Source organism: Psychrobacter immobilis, from assembly GCF_003148585.1.
GTDB lineage: Bacteria > Pseudomonadota > Gammaproteobacteria > Pseudomonadales > Moraxellaceae > Psychrobacter > Psychrobacter immobilis.
Map to the genome: position 1 here is coordinate 22978 of NZ_QGGM01000009.1, position 17273 is coordinate 40250.

The 17273-nt window shown below is 42.2% G+C and carries 15 protein-coding genes; 4 read left to right on the top strand and 11 right to left on the bottom strand.

The features are described from left to right. Positions 1-173 precede the first annotated feature (173 nt). Positions 174-1787: a DUF2254 domain-containing protein gene (locus tag C8D84_RS08375; protein ID WP_227685453.1), complete on the top strand. Its 1614-nt coding sequence runs from the start codon at positions 174-176 to the stop codon at positions 1785-1787. A 93-nt stretch (positions 1788-1880) separates the two neighbouring features. After that, entirely contained in the window at positions 1881-3155 is a 1275-nt protein-coding gene (locus tag C8D84_RS08380; RefSeq protein ID WP_109591448.1) for a cation:proton antiporter, read from the top strand. Between the two features lie 119 nt (positions 3156-3274). Here C8D84_RS08380 and C8D84_RS08385 read toward each other — a convergent pair whose 3' ends face one another. From C8D84_RS08385 to C8D84_RS08395, 3 genes are read right to left on the bottom strand one after another with little or no spacing between them, the layout of a single operon-like run. Continuing rightward, positions 3275-3823: a DUF2127 domain-containing protein gene (locus C8D84_RS08385; protein WP_109591450.1), complete on the bottom strand. Its 549-nt coding sequence runs from the start codon at positions 3821-3823 to the stop codon at positions 3275-3277. Next, the gene (locus C8D84_RS08390; RefSeq protein ID WP_211181274.1) at positions 3816-5027 is read right to left on the bottom strand and encodes a dihydroorotase; all 1212 of its coding nucleotides are present in this window, start codon (positions 5025-5027) and stop codon (positions 3816-3818) included. Before C8D84_RS08390 ends, C8D84_RS08385 begins: the two co-directional genes overlap by 8 nt. Before the next feature lie 60 nt (positions 5028-5087). Next, a complete protein-coding gene (locus C8D84_RS08395; protein ID WP_109591452.1) occupies positions 5088-6161 on the bottom strand; it encodes an aspartate carbamoyltransferase catalytic subunit in 1074 nt (357 codons plus the stop codon). 397 nt (positions 6162-6558) lie between these two features. On the opposite strand from C8D84_RS08395, the gene C8D84_RS08400 reads away from it, so the two are divergent. Continuing rightward, on the top strand, positions 6559-7542 hold the full coding sequence (locus tag C8D84_RS08400) for a class 1 fructose-bisphosphatase (RefSeq protein ID WP_109591454.1): 984 nt from the start codon (positions 6559-6561) through the stop codon (positions 7540-7542). Positions 7543-7645: 103 nt separating this feature from the next. Continuing rightward, a complete protein-coding gene (locus C8D84_RS08405) occupies positions 7646-8440 on the top strand; it encodes a TrmH family RNA methyltransferase (protein WP_109591456.1) in 795 nt (264 codons plus the stop codon). A gap of 96 nt (positions 8441-8536) precedes the next feature. Here the strand turns inward: C8D84_RS08405 and C8D84_RS08410 are convergent, their stop codons facing one another. The 8 genes from C8D84_RS08410 to C8D84_RS08445 form a co-directional block, all read right to left on the bottom strand. After that, a complete protein-coding gene (locus C8D84_RS08410) occupies positions 8537-9469 on the bottom strand; it encodes an electron transfer flavoprotein subunit alpha/FixB family protein (RefSeq protein ID WP_109591459.1) in 933 nt (310 codons plus the stop codon). 151 nt (positions 9470-9620) lie between these two features. Continuing rightward, positions 9621-10370, bottom strand: a complete 750-nt coding sequence (locus C8D84_RS08415) for an electron transfer flavoprotein subunit beta/FixA family protein (protein ID WP_045446670.1) — start codon at positions 10368-10370, stop codon at positions 9621-9623. Between the two features lie 453 nt (positions 10371-10823). Next, the gene (locus tag C8D84_RS08420) at positions 10824-11387 is read right to left on the bottom strand and encodes a DUF421 domain-containing protein (RefSeq protein WP_045446667.1); all 564 of its coding nucleotides are present in this window, start codon (positions 11385-11387) and stop codon (positions 10824-10826) included. Positions 11388-11640: 253 nt separating this feature from the next. Then, positions 11641-11853 carry a cold-shock protein gene (locus C8D84_RS08425; RefSeq protein ID WP_010196799.1) on the bottom strand — a complete coding sequence of 71 codons (213 nt, stop codon included), beginning with the start codon at positions 11851-11853 and terminating at the stop codon, positions 11641-11643. Positions 11854-12233: 380 nt separating this feature from the next. Further along, positions 12234-12659: a hypothetical protein gene (locus C8D84_RS08430; protein WP_045454429.1), complete on the bottom strand. Its 426-nt coding sequence runs from the start codon at positions 12657-12659 to the stop codon at positions 12234-12236. Between the two features lie 262 nt (positions 12660-12921). Beyond that, positions 12922-13938 carry a ketol-acid reductoisomerase gene (ilvC, locus tag C8D84_RS08435; RefSeq protein ID WP_045446660.1) on the bottom strand — a complete coding sequence of 339 codons (1017 nt, stop codon included), beginning with the start codon at positions 13936-13938 and terminating at the stop codon, positions 12922-12924. A 147-nt stretch (positions 13939-14085) separates the two neighbouring features. Beyond that, entirely contained in the window at positions 14086-14583 is a 498-nt protein-coding gene (gene ilvN / locus C8D84_RS08440; protein ID WP_045454430.1) for an acetolactate synthase small subunit, read from the bottom strand. After that, positions 14583-16415 (bottom strand): acetolactate synthase 3 large subunit, encoded by a 1833-nt coding sequence (locus C8D84_RS08445; RefSeq protein ID WP_211181278.1) that lies wholly within the window; start codon positions 16413-16415, stop codon positions 14583-14585. Before C8D84_RS08445 ends, ilvN begins: the two co-directional genes overlap by 1 nt. Positions 16416-17273 lie beyond the last annotated feature (858 nt).

Sequence of the window (17273 nt, forward strand, 5' to 3'; positions counted from 1 at the left end):
ATCATGCTAAAAATAAGCTCCTATGATAGGGGCTTATTTTTTACTAAATTTTTGTGCGCAATCTGTTATATGATAAGCTAATTTACTTTTAAGAGTTTTTATTAGCCAAACAAAATCGTAGCTTAGTAATAAAAAATGGGTCAATTTTTAGGTCACTTGTGGAGCATATAATATTGAATAAACACCCTGAAAATGGCGGGTTTAACTCTGCATTGCTGACAATAACGCACAGACTAAAGCAGTTTACCCAATTATGGTCACTACAGACACTGACCGATATGCCTGATCGACTAAGAAACCTATGGCAGCAGCTTATCGGCTCTTATTGGTTTATCCCAACGGCTTGCGTCATCGTTGGAATATTGCTTGCGCCTTTATTGGTCACTATCGATCAACACTTTGACCGCGAAACCGTCAGAGAGATTACCTTTGCTTTTACCGGTGACGACGATGCGGCGCGCGCTATCATGACAGCGATTGCAGGTGCAGTATTAGGCGTAGCAGGCACGACCTTTTCCATTACAATCGCCGTGCTGTCGATGGCCTCTTCGCAATTTGGCCCACGGCTGTTGCGCAATTTTTTGACCGATACGCCAAATCAATTTGTGTTGGGGGCGTTCATTGGCACGTTTAGTTATAGTTTATTGGTGTTAAAATCCATCCATAAGTATGACGTGGCTTTTGGTGTGCCACAGCTCGCCGTGACTTTTGGTATTATTATGGCTATTATATGTGCGCTGTTGCTGGTGTACTTTGTCCAGCATATGGTACATGCCATTCAAGCTTCCCATGTGATTCAAAATGCCAGCAATGATGCGATTAATAATATTCACTATTGGTATCGCGATCATTGCGATATCCAGCATCAACGCGATATAGAACATCATGACATTGAACAGTTTCATCATTGGTCAGCAGTGCCCATCTATCCACCAAGCTCAGGTTATGTTCAACAATTTTACCTTGAGTCACTGATTACACTGACACAAGACTATGGCGGCGTGGTGCAAATGCGTATTAATCTTGGTGATTATGTCACTGATAAAAACGTCATCGGCTACTTTTACCAGCGTCCAGCAGATCATCCAAACAATCAACAGAAAACAGCGACGCCATCTTTAGCTGTTGTACCGCGTGCCCCTGACGGGCTTTTTTGGCAACGCTTTGCCGGCTGTATACGTATCGAACAACGACTGGCTCATTCTAACGATATTGCTTATAGCTTGGGACAAATGACTGAAATCGCCGTCCGCGCCTTATCGCCTGGTATCAATGATCCAAAAACAGCAGTCAACTGTGTACAATCACTGACCAGTTGCTTAAGTATTATGATGCGTCGTCAGCCGCCCAGTCCCTATCATTTTTATACACCGGCACAAAACGATGATTCATCGAAAGCCGAAGTTAAACAGCGACGCTTGGCGATATTAGCCATAGTTACTCATACTCCCAAAATATCTGATTTTATCAATACATCACTAGGCGAGATACGTCGGTATGCAGCAGCAGATTTGATGGTCTTAAAAGCGCTATGTCAGGCGATGGTCAATCTAAGTTATGCTCGCGTAAATAACGCACAGCAGCAAACCCTATTGCATGAGATAAAACTGATTGAGCGCGCAGGAGAAGAAAACCTAAGCTATCAAGAGCTGATAGATGACTTGAGCGCGATGTGCCAACAAGCCCAGCAATTCATACTTAGCAACGATGCTCATCATCAGTATTTTGACTATGTTAGCGCGTTTGACACCCATATTCGCCAAGCATTACAAACGCAATCAAAATAAAAAGACAAACGATAACTAAACTAAAATCAAACCTATTTAGTGTTTGTAAGCGCTAAGCTTATGACAATTTTAAACTCACTTGAGAATTTTTTCATGGCCCCTACCAGCAGCCTAACCATACTTGAAATCAGCGCGATATTCTTATCAATCACCGCCCTATTAACTTATGTTAACCATCGTTTTATTGGTCTACCGACCACGATTGGCGTGATGGTTATCTCCATTTTATTATCTATTGGCGCCATATTTTTGGGATTTTTGGGGTTTGATCAGCTGATTGATTATGAAGTAAGCTTATTAGAGCAGCTTGATTTTACCGAAGTTTTATTAGACGGCATGCTCTCTATGCTACTGTTCGCAGGAGCGCTGCACGTCAATATCAGCGATTTAAAACGTTATAAACTGCCTATTGGTATCCTTGCTTGCGTCGGTACCATCGTCTCTGCGATGCTTATCGCCACGGCGCTTTATTTCATGCTGCCGCTGCTTGGTTTCGGTTTGCCGTTTCTTTGGTGTTTGCTATTCGGTGCTCTAATATCACCGACCGACCCCATTGCCGTGATGGGCATCCTTTCATCGGCTGGCGCGCCAAAAAGTATAGAAACGGTCATCGCGGGTGAATCACTATTTAATGATGGTATCGGCGTCGTCATCTTTGTATTGCTGCTAGGGATTTTATCCAGTGGTGATATCCCAACCGCCAATTATGTGGCGCATACTCTAGCGGTTGAAGCTGGTGGCGGCATTATTTTTGGCTTAGTACTTGGGGCGATTTTGTATTACATGCTGAAAAGTATCGATAGCTATCAAGAAGAAGTGTTATTAACGCTTGCTGGTGTGATAGGTGGTTATGCACTCGCCAGCCATTGGCATTTATCAGGACCACTCGCTATGGTGATGATGGGATTAATGGTTGGTAATCGCGGACGAGCATTGGCGATGAGCGATAAAACGCGGCATTATATTGATTTATTTTGGGAATTAATCGATGAAATTCTTAATGCTATTTTATTCGTACTCATCGGTTTAGAAGTAGTGATGATTGCTTATTCGGGTAATTTATTTATCGCCGCTGGTTTGACGATTGTCATTGCCCTACTTGCACGTTTTATCGTTGTAGGTATGACGACCAAAACCTTTCATCGTCAGCTCGATTTACCGACTGGTGCATGGAAAGTGCTGACATGGGGCGGATTACGTGGTGGTATTTCGGTTGCTTTAGTATTGCAGCTGCCGCTGGGAACCGAACGCGATATCTTGTTGGCACTCACTTATGCAGTGGTGATATTCTCTATCTTGGTGCAAGGTTTGAGTATTGGCAAAGTCGCCAAAAGCATTCGCACTGATAAGAGTACAGCAAAGCCATAATTTGTAACCAGTTTTAAACCAATCGTTTTAGCAAAAGAAAGCCAGCATAAGAGAGTATCTTACGCTGGCTTTTTCACACACATTCAGTTTTTTTTGATAGGCAATATAATAGGCTCTTTTTATATCAGACCCTTTCGCTTCATATTACGATAAACCACGACCACGATAAGAAGATTTGAGACTAATATCCCAAGCTTAAACCAATCAAATGGGCTAACGATTAGATAGTAAAGCTCAATAGGAATAAACACCCCATAACCCAGCACACCAAACCAATACGCCCATGTTTTATCTTGCCATAAGCCATAAGCCTCAAGAAAACGTAGACTGGCGTAAGCAAAGATTAATAACAAGAATAATGGCCAGTTTTTACTTGCTTGCTGAGCAATCCGTACTACACTGTCAACTTGCGGTGCCAGTAGCTGTCCAAAAGTCTGTTGCCAAGAATCAGTCGCCGTCGTCAGCCAATGCTCAAGGTCAGTATGCCATGACCATAAAGCCCCTGCCCCTAATAGTGCACCGACCCCTTTAACCACCTCATAGACTGCTACCGCTTTGATAGATTCACTGGCAGTACCGTGCGACTTGATGGTTTGGTTGTGCAAGTGATGATCGTTATCCTTCAAGGATGGTTGCAGACTATCATCCTGCCTAGGCAAATTAGCCAAAGAAAGTCTCCACAACGCGGCCTTGCAACTGCTGATTAAAGAATGGCGTGTTTTTACCATTGGACAGCATGGATTGGGCGGTCACTTGCCACTCCAAATTAGGATCCACCAGTACTGCGCCGCCGATATTCTCATATTGCTCACTAATGCCAGCGATTTTCGCCGGATTGAGGCAGATTTTATCGACGAGTTGCTCTAAGGTTAATACCTCATCATTTACTAGCTGACAAGCCAGCGCCATAAAGGTATCAAAATTTGAGATGCCTGGTGTACTCTCAGCAAATGGGGCTTTTTTGGCGGTACTGTTCAAGGGTTCATGATGGCTACATATCGCGTCAATGGTGCCATCTTTCAAACCACGGCGGATGGCTTGCTGATCGGTATTACTACGCAGGGGCGGTAATACGTAGGCTTGGGCGTTAAAACCCTCTAAATTGTCATCGGTCAAATACAACTGATGCATGGCCACATCACAAGTCACGGGCAGGCCTTTATCTTTTGCCCAGCGCATCAATTCGATTGAAGATTTACAGGATAATTGACTAAAGTGAGCGGCGATGCCTGTTTCTTCAACCATCAGCAACTGCGTTGACAAGGCAACCGTTTCAGCGATCCAAGGAATCCCTTGCAAGCCATGATATGACGCGATATAACCTTCATGCGCCACGCCATCACCAGATAGACTTGGTTCATCAGGATAAAAGAATACTTTCATATTAAAAGTCGCGGCGTATTCCAGTGTACGCAGTAATACTAAATCATTGCGAAAAGGGCGGCGCGCATTAGAAACGGCTATACAACCGCCTTTTTTAAGCCCAGCGATATTTGATGGACGCTCGCCTTCTAAACCAGCAGTCAACGCACCTAAAATATGCAAATATATGCCGCCATCACCAAGCGCGCGCTCACGTAAGCCTTTTAATAATGAACCGTTCTCTAAGATAGGATTGGTATCAGGAGGAATGACCACATGCAAAAAACCATTGGCGCGAGCAGCGCGTCCTTCTGATTCCAAAGTGCCATGTTGTTGTTGACCTGGTTCACGTAGGCGGGCGCACAAATCAACCAAAGGCGGCAGAAGCCACATTTCACGACCAGCGTCGAGTGAAGCCAACTTATCTGTCGCAGCACTTGATAGTGAGTCTTTAAATGATTGAGGAAGATGGTTTATTATCGGTGCATCTATATTTAACATAGTTGTCATGAGCGTTATTACCGTATCAATAAAATGGGATAAATAAATATAAAACAGCGAGGCAGAGGATTATTTATTCGCGGCTTGGTGAGCGCGCTGACCTTCCATAGCTAATGACAGTACTGCCATACGAATAGCGATGCCGTTATTCACCTGTTTTAAAATCACTGACTGCTCGCCATCGGCAACGCTTGATGCAATCTCAACACCGCGGTTCATCGGCCCTGGATGCATGACCAACGCATCGGGCTTAGCCAACGCCATGCGCTCTGGTGTAATACCGTAGTGTTTATAATATTCACTCGATGATGCCAGCAGCGGCGAGCCGATACGTTCGTTTTGAATTCTTAATCCCATAATGACATCACAGTCGGTGACACATTCATTCATATCTTCATAAACTTGTACGCCGAAACGCTCAATACCTTTCGGTAATAAGGTACGCGGCGCACAGACGCGGATGTCTTTTACACCCAAGGTTTGTAGTGCACTGATATCTGAGCGCGCCACTCGCGAATGCTTGATATCGCCAACGATAGCCACTGACAACTCCTCAAATGGGCGTGGCGCTTCACGATGAATAGTGAGCATGTCGAGCATCCCTTGCGTTGGATGCGCATGCCAGCCATCACCGCCATTAATAATAGCAATATCGGGTGTCACCTCTGTTGCCATAAAATGGGCAGCACCTGATGCTGAATGCCTTACCACAAAAATATCCGCCGTCATGGCTTGTAGGTTCCACAGCGTATCGCGCAAGCTTTCACCTTTTTTGGTACTAGAGCGCTCGATATCGATATTGAGCACATTGGCACCTAGACGCTTTTCAGCTACTTCAAAAGTCGTACGGGTACGCGTTGACGGTTCAAAAAACAAATTCATTACCGTATAGCCTTCGAGCTCAGGACGGTTAATGAGCTGTCCATTATCATCAAAAAATGTCTCTGCTTTGGCAATAATCGCCTGCAACTGCGCTTTATTAAGACCTTCTACCCCCAAAAAATGGCGAATACTGCCATCGCTATTAAGCTGCGGACTACTTAACGACGCATCAAGTTTCTCATGAATGGTATAAGGGTCGAATTTGGCATAATCCGTTGGCGAGACTGTCTGAGTTGAGCGGCTATCGATAGAATTTGGCATAATGGCAGGTCTTTATTGTTGGTTTATATGATTTAATAATCATTATTTATGCGTTTTTTGGCGATTTATAGTCGACGATAAGCACAGAGACAAGGACATTTTGGCACTTATTTGCTACAATTTACCCCAGTGGCAGTGAGAGACATAGCGCCGTAAAAAACAGCCATTGTTATCCTCTTGGGCAGTAGCCATAGACCTGTCAAAACCATCATTAAAAATCCGCTTAGCCAAACGATAAATAATAATAGTGATAGTGTAGCTGATTTTGTGGTCAGGACAAAGATGCCGTGCGAGGTATTTAAAAATTTGCCAGATTTAGGTCTGTAACATGCGACCCAACCGATTTTCCAACCCCTTACTTAATCCTTAGTTTCAGTAGCATTTATTAGGAAGCCTTATGACAACCCTTACAGACTATCTCAATGATTATTCACCCAATCCTGCACTGAGTGACGTTATTACGACTGTCACCGACGTGGGTAAAACCATCTCACAATTATTGAGAAAAGGGGCACTAGCAGACATTCTAGGTGAAGCTGGCAACCAAAACGTCCAAGGTGAAGACCAAAAGAAACTGGACGTACTGGCCAATGACTTATTGTTAGATGCTTTGGCGAAGAATACCCATTGTGCAGGCGTTGCCTCAGAGGAGCTTGACGATGCTACCCCTGCCAATGCAGATGGCAGTTTGTTGGTATTGTTCGATCCGCTTGATGGTTCATCAAACATCGATATTAATATGGCCGTTGGCACTATCTTTTCTGTTTTACCGTACCAGCGCCAAGGTCAAGTCAGTGAGAATGCTGATTTTTTACAAGCAGGTAATCAACAGCTAGCAGCCGGTTATTTGCTTTATGGCACTTCTACCGTACTAGCGCTAACTATCGCCGATCATGTCGTGATGTTTAGCCTAGACCCTGACACCAATGAGTATGTGCTCATACAAGAAAATGTGCAAATCGATGCCGATACCAGCGAATATGCCATCAATGCTTCAAACTACCGCTACTGGCGCGCACCCATGCAGCAGTATATCGATGAGTTAATTGCTGGCGAAACGGGTGTCCGTGGTCGCGATTTCAATACACGCTGGGTGGCGGCCATGGTCGGTGATGTGCATCGTATTTTATGTCGTGGTGGTCTCTTCACTTATCCGTTCGATACCAAATATGCCAATAAAGCGGGCAAATTACGCTTGATGTATGAAGCCAATCCAATGAGCTTATTGATTGAGCGTGCGGGTGGCGCTGCTACTGATGCAATCAATCGCATTTTAGACATAGAGCCAACCGATATTCACCAACGCGTCCCAGTGGTACTAGGCAGCAAAAATGAAGTCAATTATGTTAAAAATCTGCATGTAACTTACGCTGATAAATAAGCACTTTGCCTTTACTTTGATAACAATCAGTATAAAGCCAGAGCATTTATAAGCTTTATACTGATCGTTTAATTTTTTTATATTTTTTTCTAAGCGATCCACTATGGTAGCAAATCCCACCGAGCTTATTACCTCAGATAAAAATACGACCGTTAAACTTGTCAAATCCTTGTTAACGCAAGCGCGGCAGCGGAAGAAGCAAGGTCAAACGGTGATTGAAGGCGTCCATCTCATCGATGCGGCGCTGCGTAGCGACTACCCGTTTGCCCAAATCCTACTCGCAGAGTCTGCGCACAACCATCCTGAGGTTCAGCAAATTTTGACGCGCTTGCCTACTTATACGCCTATTTTAACGTTATCAAATTCGCTGTATGAGAGCATTCGTAGCTTAGGTACTGGTATCGATATCATGGCAATCATTAAGGTATCAACGCCTAGTTTATCGATGATTAATGATGACTGCTTGATTTTAAATGATGTGCAAGACAGCGGCAATGTGGGCACCCTATTACGCACCGCAGCAGCGGTTGGCATCAAGAACATACTCTGTACCAACGCTACGGCACAAGCGTGGTCCCCTAAGACATTACGAGCAGGCATGGGTGCTCAGTTTGCTCTGACTATTTATGAAGGTCTAAGTGCGCAAGATATTTTGGAGCATGTGCAAACACCGCTATTTGCTACCAGCTCCCATACTGATACAGTCATTTATCAACATGACTTAAAAAAACCTATTGCTTGGATTATGGGGCATGAAGGACAAGGCGTTTGTGATGAGCTGATGCAGTGCGCCACCCCTATCGCTCTACCACAGCCTAATGGTCAAGAAAGTCTGAATGTCGCTATTGCAGGCTCATTATGCTTGTATGAAACACTACGTCAAAGAAATTATAACTAATGTTGTTTGACTGAATCAAAAACATACCTCTCAAATACGAAAAACCCGCTATAAATAATAGCGGGTTTTTATACTTAACTAATCACTAAATAACGATTAAACCTTGCTAGTAAGCTCAGGCAATGCTGTAAATAAATCCGCTTCTAAGAAGTAATCAGCAACGCTAGCGATAGGTGCTTCTGGGTCATTGTTGATAGCAACAATAACTTTAGAATCTTTCATACCTGCTAAATGCTGAATCGCGCCTGAAATGCCCGCTGCGATATATAAGTCTGGTGCAACGATTTTACCCGTTTGACCGACCTGCATATCGTTTGGTACATACCCTGCATCAACAGCGGCACGTGATGCACCAACGGCAGCGCCAAGTTTATCAGCCAATGGTTCGATATATTTGGTAAAGTTTTCACCATTTGCTAAGGCACGACCACCAGAAACTACAATGCCTGCTGAAGTCAATTCAGGACGGTCAGATTTCGCCATCTCTTCATTAACGAAGCTTGCTTTGCCAGTTTCTTGCACGTTGTCGATTGTCTCAACAGTAGCTGATCCACCTTCGCTTGCTACTGGGTCAAAAGCCGTGGTACGTACTGTCATGACAACTTTATCTTCTGTGGTCTTAACAGTTGCTGTGGCGTTACCAGCATAGATAGGACGCTCAAACGTTTGCGCATCTACGACGGCTGAGATTTCTGATAGCATGCTTACGTCAAGTAAAGCGGCAACGCGTGGCATAAAGTTCTTACCAGTGGTTGTTGCTGGTGCAAGGATATGGCTGTAATCACCAGCGATATCAGCAACCAATAGCGCGACGTTACCCGCCAATTGATGCTCATAGGCAGCGTTGTCTGCTAATAATACTTTAGTCACGCCTTCTGCTTTAGCTGCTTGGTCAGCGACAGCTTGAGCACCACTACCTGCAACTAACACATGGATATCATCACCCATTTGCTGAGCAGCAGCGATGGTATTCAAAGTTGCCTTTTTTAGACTGGCATTGTCATGTTCTGCATATACCAAAATTGCCATGGTTTTAATCCTTTTTTGTTCGTATCATCTATTCATGCGGTTGTTTATGTACAAAGCTGTTTGAGCAACTATTATTTTATATAAAATAAATCAGCCAGATCTATAGCCTTGTACAGGATATGCCGTAGCGAAGTATCCAATCATTGAAACATTAAATGACTTTTGCTTCGTTTCTTAGCTTATCGACCAACTCATCCACTGAACCCACTTTGATGCCAGCTTTACGTTCAGCAGGTGGCACAACTTTAATGATCTCTTGCTTAGAGGCCATATCAACACCAAAATCAGCAGGCGTTTTTTCATCAAGTGGCTTTTTCTTCGCTTTCATGATGTTAGGCAATTTAGCATAACGAGGCTCATTCAAACGTAAATCAGTGGTAATAACCGCTGGTAACTCAAGTGCTAGCGTCTGTAAACCACCGTCGATTTCACGAGTCACGTTTACTTTATCGCCTTCAACTTTTACTTCTGATGCAAACGTACCCTGACCGATACCCATCAATGCCGCTAGCATCTGACCAGTCTGGTTGTTATCATCATCAATGGCTTGCTTACCCAATAAGATAATATCAGTGCCTTCACTCTCGGCGATATTTTTGAGGATCTTAGCAATTTGTAATGGATACGGCTTGTCATCAGTCAACACTAAAACACCACGATCAGCACCCAATGCTAACGCTGCACGAATTTGCTCTTGTGATTCTTTTGGACCGATTGAAGCAACAATGATTTCGTCAATCACACCCGCTTCTTTTAGACGAACCGCTTCTTCTACTGCAATCTCATCAAAAGGATTGATTGACATCTTAGTGTTTGATAAATCAACGCCAGAGTTGTCAGCTTTTACACGAACTTTTACGTTGTAATCAATGACACGCTTGACCGCTACTAATGCTTTCATACGTTCCTCGTTTATTAATGTTATGAATTAAAAATTGTCAGTTAAGAACCAAAGGTTCATTTTTTTAAACTGTCGTTCAAAATACTACTTAGGGTTATTACTGCGTCAACAGATAGTAGTTAATTAAGTAAGAAGAAACAATACCGAAAATGGTATTAGTATCACACTACTCATTGATAAAATCTGCTAAAGCTAAGCCAACCATTATTATCAGACCCCTGTATCTTGCGTGACCACAGGCATAAGGTCAAGACAACGCCGTGAATAATGCGTCATAAATTTGTCACCATTCTATAATAAATAGTTTATAAGTGCACAATTTTACAGTCTTCTTTAACCTACATTCTCAATATTTCACCTGTTTTTAGCACTGTCAATACGATAGTTACTTAATGGATTGTTGTGATCTATCTCGTTGGCATCCATCGAGCACAAAAACCAAAAACTCAAAATCTACGACTTGCTGTTTTTACTGGAACCAATCAGCAACTCACTGTCGCGTATATCATCGAATAATGACCAGTCAGGCGTAACCGCATTATTTTTGATGACACTCATATCCCCTGTGGTTTCCATAATGACAGCAAATACTTCCGTTTTAGACTTGATACCATTCTTGCGTAAAACCTGTTGAACATCACTGGTACTAAGATTGGCCTCTTTTAGATTTCCACTAAAATACTCGCCATGCGCCATTAATATAATGGCTCGATTGTCTATCAGAGATTTTAAGGGTTTGAATTTACGCCTGATAAATGAGATAACCCCTTGAATCACAAACAATACTGCGACAGCAAACAGCCCTTGCATTAATGACGGTGTGTCTGATAGCACCGTTGAAGCGAGTATACTGCCAATACCGACAGTCATCGCAAAATCATGGCTTGAGAGCTTGGAGAAACTTCGCAACCCCATCAATCTTGTAAATAACATTAACCCTAAATAAAAACCGATTGCAGATAGAGAAATACCCAGCACTTGCTGCCAATCGATTGAAAACCATGCCTCCCACTTCATAAAACAACCTTATTTTGTTAGATCTTTTTTGAGTCAGTGCTGATGACTGACAGCTAATATCAGTATGCTTTTGATGATTTTACGTTTATAGCGAGAAAAATGGCATAAAAAAAGCAACCTGATAAGAGGTTGCTTTTTTTTAGAGTTGAAACAGTATTTTTATTGTTTTAACAAACAAAGGCATCAATGCATATTGATAATCTTACTGTCATCAAGCTTACTGACTAATCAGCTTACCAGATGTCAAATGAGATTAGATAGCTTCGATTTGCTCGGCTTGTGGGCCTTTTTTGCCATCACCTAAGATGAAAGACACTTTTTGGCCTTCGGCTAGAGTTTTGAAACCACCACCTTGGATAGCGCTGTAGTGAGCGAATACGTCTTGTCCGCCATTGTCTTGAGCGATAAAACCAAAACCTTTAGCTTCATTAAACCACTTTACAGTGCCTTCAACTTTATCTGACATAAATTTTCCTAACTCTTTAACTGTTGGCGAGACGTGTGTCATCACCGATTAATTGATATATACCCAAACTATTTTCTGCTAAATGCAACAGTCAATACGATCAAAATATCGTTAGATAGCTTGAAATTACGACCTAAAATCTTTTGAGTACAGGCTGATTATAGCAGCTTTTTATAATCGCAACAGGTTAAATTGATGATTTTTGTAAACAGCAACAATCGGTTTTGAAAAGTCACGAAAGCCAATTAAATACTATCTAATACATTGATAAGAAAGATATTTTATATCATTTACTATCTATCATTCTAACGTAAAGGTGTCATTTGAGTTGGTGACAGCATTATCTCAAATAATAAATAGGTGATAAGTCAGCATATGCTTCATTGAGATATCGGTAGCCACGGTGAACTTAATACTAACAAACAAAGCGCAAAAAATATCAGCGAAAATGACTGACTATAGGCGATGTATTTAGCAGGTATCACCAAGTCTTTAGGAGAGTCAGGAATACCTTTACGCTTTAGTAAACGCGTCCCGTATATCCATCCAAAGGTAGTATAGATGCCATAAGCAGCAGGTACCGTAATGGCTAGTGGCGTCAAATCAATCACATATAATATGACAACGGAAATAAAGAACCACAAAGTATCCAAGAGTGAGCTGATTTGAAAAAACTTAGACTTAGGCAATTTGCCATCGGTTTTTTTGAGCATCTCCCCTTCTATCCATATTAAAACAGCTACCACAGCGCTAAGAGTAATATATACGAATTGCGGCGTTAGCCAGTCTGGATAAGATATTTGCACAACACACAACCTATAATCTATAAAAAATAAGAACGCGCAACTCAATCGTCTTGATAATTAACCAGCAATTGGTTGCACTAAGAATATTCAAAAAAATCAATGAAGGCTAGATATATGAGGCATCGATTGGTCGTTTTCAACCAACACCAAAGCGATTGTGGTTAAAATTTCACTAAAGTAGTGCAAACTAAAAAAGCCCACACTATTAAGTAATAGCATGGGCTCTTAGTTCTATATCAGCGATTAATCTCTTAATACTGAATTAGTTTTTTTCTTTATCGATGATTTTATTACCACCGATCCAAGGCATCATGCCACGTAGCTTAGCGCCAGTGATTTCGATTTGATGCTCTGCATTGTTACGACGACGAGCAGTCATTGATGGATAGTTGGTTGCGCCTTCAGAGATAAACATCTTCGCGTACTCACCAGACTGAATGCGTTTTAGGGCATTACGCATGGCTTCACGTGATTGCTCATTGATGACTTCAGGGCCAGTTACGTATTCGCCATATTCAGCGTTGTTACTGATTGAATAGTTCATGTCAGCGATACCGCCTTCATACATGAGGTCTACAATAAGCTTTAACTCATGCAAACACTCAAAGTAAGCCATTTCTGGGGCATAGCCAGCTTCAGTTAGGGTTTCAAAGCCCATTTTAACCAGCTCTACTGCACCGCCGCAAAGTACCGCTTGCTCACCAAATAGATCCGTTTCAGTCTCATCTTTGAACGTCGTTTCGATGATACCTGAACGACCACCACCAACACCAGCAGCATAAGATAAGGCTAATTGCTTGGCTTGACCTGATGCATCTTGGTAGATAGCGATCAAATCTGGAATACCGCCGCCTTTTGCAAACTCTGAACGTACCGTATGACCTGGTGCTTTTGGCGCAACCATGATGACATCAAGATCACCACGTGGTACGACTTGGTTATAATGAATCGCAAAACCATGAGCAAACGCTAGGGTTGCACCTTCTTTGATGTTTGGTTCGATTACATCATTATATAGCTCTTTTTGAAACTCATCAGGCGTCAAAATCATGATGACATCAGCGGCTTTTACCGCTTCTTCTACTTCAGCTACTTTTAGACCTGCGTTTTCTGCTTTTTTCCATGAGCCAGAGTTAGCACGTAGACCAACGGTCACATCAACATCTGAATCTTGTAGGTTAAGCGCGTGTGCATGGCCTTGTGAACCATAACCAATGATGGCAACTTTTTTGCCTTGGATGATTGATAGATCACAATCTTTATCATAATAAACGTTCATAAACAGAGTCCTTTTCCTAAATCATGGCTTGCCATGGATAAATAAACACTTAAATTATAATCACCTTATCGAAGTGATGGGTGAGATAAGCGCTATGTTAATGTTTGAATAAATAATTTGACCTACAATAAGTACAGTAAGCACCCATTATAAACTGAGCGTTTTTTCGCCGCGTGCAATACCAATCACACCCGAACGCACCACTTCCATAATACGTTCACGACCAATCACATCAATAAAGCCGTCAAGTTTGGCTTTGTCACCGACGATTTGAATGGTATATAGATTGGCGTTCACATCAACGATTTGTGCACGAAAAATATCGGCACTGCGTTTAATCTCTTCACGTACGCCACCCGTTGCCCGTACTTTTATGAGCATCAACTCGCGCTCGACGTGTACGGTATCTGACAGATTAAGCACTTTAACCACTTCAATCAATTTATGCAATTGCTTGGTGATTTGTTCTATTTTTTCAGGTGATGTAATAGTGGTCAATGTTAAGCGAGAAATACTCGAGTCGTCTGTTGGCGCAACGTTCAAAGTTTCAATGTTGTAGCCACGTTGAGAGAATAGACCGACCACTCGCGACAACGAACCCGCTTCGTTTTCCATCAATACCGAAATCAGATGTTGTTGTTGCATTAGGTACGCTCCCCTTTTGTTAACCACATATCACGCATCGCTTGCCCAGCGATTTGCATCGGATATACATGCTCGTTACGATCGACATAAACGTCAATAAATACCAATCTATCTGTTATTGCCATGGCTTCCGCCAATTGGGCTTCCATGGTCGCAGGATCAGTAATCTTGATACCGACGTGACCATAGCTTTCAGCGAGTTTGACAAAGTCTGGTAGTGAATTCATATAAGAATGGGCATGACGACCTTCATACAGCATATCTTGCCATTGCTTCACCATGCCTAATTGGGCGTTATTTAGATTTAAGATTTTAACTGGCAAATTATATTGTAAGCAGGTTGAGAGCTCTTGGATATTCATCTGAATGGAGCCTTCACCGGTAATACAAACCACGTCACGCTCAGGGTTAGCAAGTTTGGCTGCCATCGCATACGGCAAGCCAACACCCATCGTTCCTAAACCACCTGAGTTTAGCCATTGGCGCGGCTCATTATAGGTATAATAAAGCGCTGCAAACATCTGATGCTGACCGACGTCACTCGTGATAATAGCGTTACTATTCGTCACTTTATCTAAAGCTTGAACGACCGCTTGAGGCTTAATGCCATTATCAGTGCTAGTGTCATAACGCAGGCCATGACGCTTACGCCACTCATTAATCTGTGACCACCAATCTAATAATGCTGGTTGATCTAACTCTTTATCATCACCAACAATTTCTATGATATCGGTCAGGACAGATTTGACATCGCCCACGATCGGAATATGCGCATTAATCGTTTTTGAAATAGAGGTAGGATCAATATCAATATGAATAATCGTCGCATTCGGACAGAATTTTTTGACATTATTAGTGACACGGTCATCAAAACGTGCGCCAACTGCCAAGATGACGTCGGCATGATGCATTGTCATATTGGCTTCATACGTGCCATGCATACCAAGCATACCTAAGAACTGACTATCAGAACCAGGGAACGCACCCAAGCCCATTAAGGTATTGGTTACTGGTAAGTTTAAACGGTGCGCAAGATTAGTAAGCTCTTTATGCGCATTGCCTAAAACAACACCACCACCAGAGTAAACAATCGGACGCTTTGCAGCAAGCAGCGTTTCAACCGCTTTTTTAATCTGACCACTATGACCTTTTAATGACGGCTGATACGAACGTATAAACACTTCTTCGGGATAAGCGTAAGCAAACTTTTCACTTGGCGCGGTCATATCTTTTGGCACATCAATCACTACAGGACCTGGGCGTCCAGACTGAGCAATATAAAAGGCTTTTTTGACAATCATTGGGATTTCGCTAGCGTGGCGCACTTGAAAGCTGTGCTTCACGATAGGACGTGATACACCGACCATATCTGTTTCTTGGAAGGCATCTTCCCCAATTAGGCTGCTAGGTACCTGACCTGCGATAACCACCATCGGCACAGAATCCATAAACGCTGTTGCGATAGCCGTTACGGTATTAGTAGCACCTGGACCTGACGTCGCTAATACTACACCTGTCTGCCCTGTGACTCGCGAATAAGCATCTGCCATGTGACCGGCTGCTTGCTCATGACGTACTAAAATATGCTCGATATTTTCTTGTTGAAACAAAGCATCATAGATATGAAGAACCGCACCACCTGGATAGCCAAAAATATATTTGACGCCCTCATCAGTCAGTGATTGCACCAACATCTCAGCACCAGATAGCATTATAGGTTGCTCACTACCCTCAGCAATGCGTTGTTGCTTTTCTTCAAAATTTTTGGCGGCATTCCCCGTTTGGGTATGTCCCGTCATATTCGGACTTTGCGTGGTTTGCGTCACTGTCATCACCTTTTTTTTGTCAAGAATTAGCGTTCATTTATAAGAGAAAACCACGCTATTTACACAAGATGGTTCGTCTTATAGAAATGGCTGCAAATCCTTATCCATATCAAGAATGTGTGCCCACTATCTCTAAGTAACGCTGTTTTATAAGACAGCAGGCTACTCAAACACAGCAATATATGTAGGGTCAGTTTTATGGCAGGAGTCTATCGATGTACAGTGACAAGATGCGTGTGCATCTATAAAAGAAGCTTATTATTGATAAATAGCAGATAGCATTTACAACAGATTGATTTATACAGGGGCATTGATATTCACAATTTAAATCACTCTCACAGCCAATACTAATTTGTAAAATGGTTAGATTTTACGACAGGCTTATTAAAAAGATTGAATTGCTGAATATTTTTCCATGTTTAATACAACCGCTAGAGTCACGCTTAGCGCATTTCAAATAATAAGTTTATCTTAGTCATTGTAGACAGATAAGTCCGGAGACAATACATAAAGTCATCGATAACAATCGTTATGATTACTATCTTTGCAATATCATTGTCACAAAGAAACGAAAACTGCGTAAGCCACTGATAAGTAACCTATCGTCCTCATTTTCAAGTGCCACGGCAATATCATAAAAGCCGCTCACTGACCAATCAACTGCTATTATATTCGATGGTTTGTGAGCTATTGTCAAGAAAAACTTCTAAAGCCCATCCCTAACTATTAGTTATTAAATAATATACATTCATAAGGATTATTTGTTAGAATCGAGAGCTGGTACATTTTTAGTACCATTCCAACACTTAAATGTTATATTGACACATATATACACATCTGTTTTTTACCCCTTGAGAGGATTGC

Excerpts from the sequence above, each read along its gene's own strand:
- C8D84_RS08380 (WP_109591448.1), top strand. The coding sequence starts at position 1,881 with ATGGCCCCTACCAGCAGCCTAACCATACTTGAAATCAGCGCGATATTC.
- C8D84_RS08390 (WP_211181274.1), bottom strand. The coding sequence starts at position 5,027 with ATGACAACTATGTTAAATATAGATGCACCGATAATAAACCATCTTCCT.
- C8D84_RS08395 (WP_109591452.1), bottom strand. The coding sequence starts at position 6,161 with ATGCCAAATTCTATCGATAGCCGCTCAACTCAGACAGTCTCGCCAACG.
- C8D84_RS08400 (WP_109591454.1), top strand. The coding sequence starts at position 6,559 with ATGACAACCCTTACAGACTATCTCAATGATTATTCACCCAATCCTGCA.
- C8D84_RS08405 (WP_109591456.1), top strand. The coding sequence starts at position 7,646 with ATGGTAGCAAATCCCACCGAGCTTATTACCTCAGATAAAAATACGACC.
- C8D84_RS08410 (WP_109591459.1), bottom strand. The coding sequence starts at position 9,469 with ATGGCAATTTTGGTATATGCAGAACATGACAATGCCAGTCTAAAAAAG.
- C8D84_RS08415 (WP_045446670.1), bottom strand. The coding sequence starts at position 10,370 with ATGAAAGCATTAGTAGCGGTCAAGCGTGTCATTGATTACAACGTAAAA.
- C8D84_RS08420 (WP_045446667.1), bottom strand. The coding sequence starts at position 11,387 with ATGAAGTGGGAGGCATGGTTTTCAATCGATTGGCAGCAAGTGCTGGGT.
- C8D84_RS08425 (WP_010196799.1), bottom strand. The coding sequence starts at position 11,853 with ATGTCAGATAAAGTTGAAGGCACTGTAAAGTGGTTTAATGAAGCTAAA.
- ilvC (WP_045446660.1), bottom strand. The coding sequence starts at position 13,938 with ATGAACGTTTATTATGATAAAGATTGTGATCTATCAATCATCCAAGGC.
- ilvN (WP_045454430.1), bottom strand. The coding sequence starts at position 14,583 with ATGCAACAACAACATCTGATTTCGGTATTGATGGAAAACGAAGCGGGT.
- C8D84_RS08445 (WP_211181278.1), bottom strand. The coding sequence starts at position 16,415 with ATGACAGTGACGCAAACCACGCAAAGTCCGAATATGACGGGACATACC.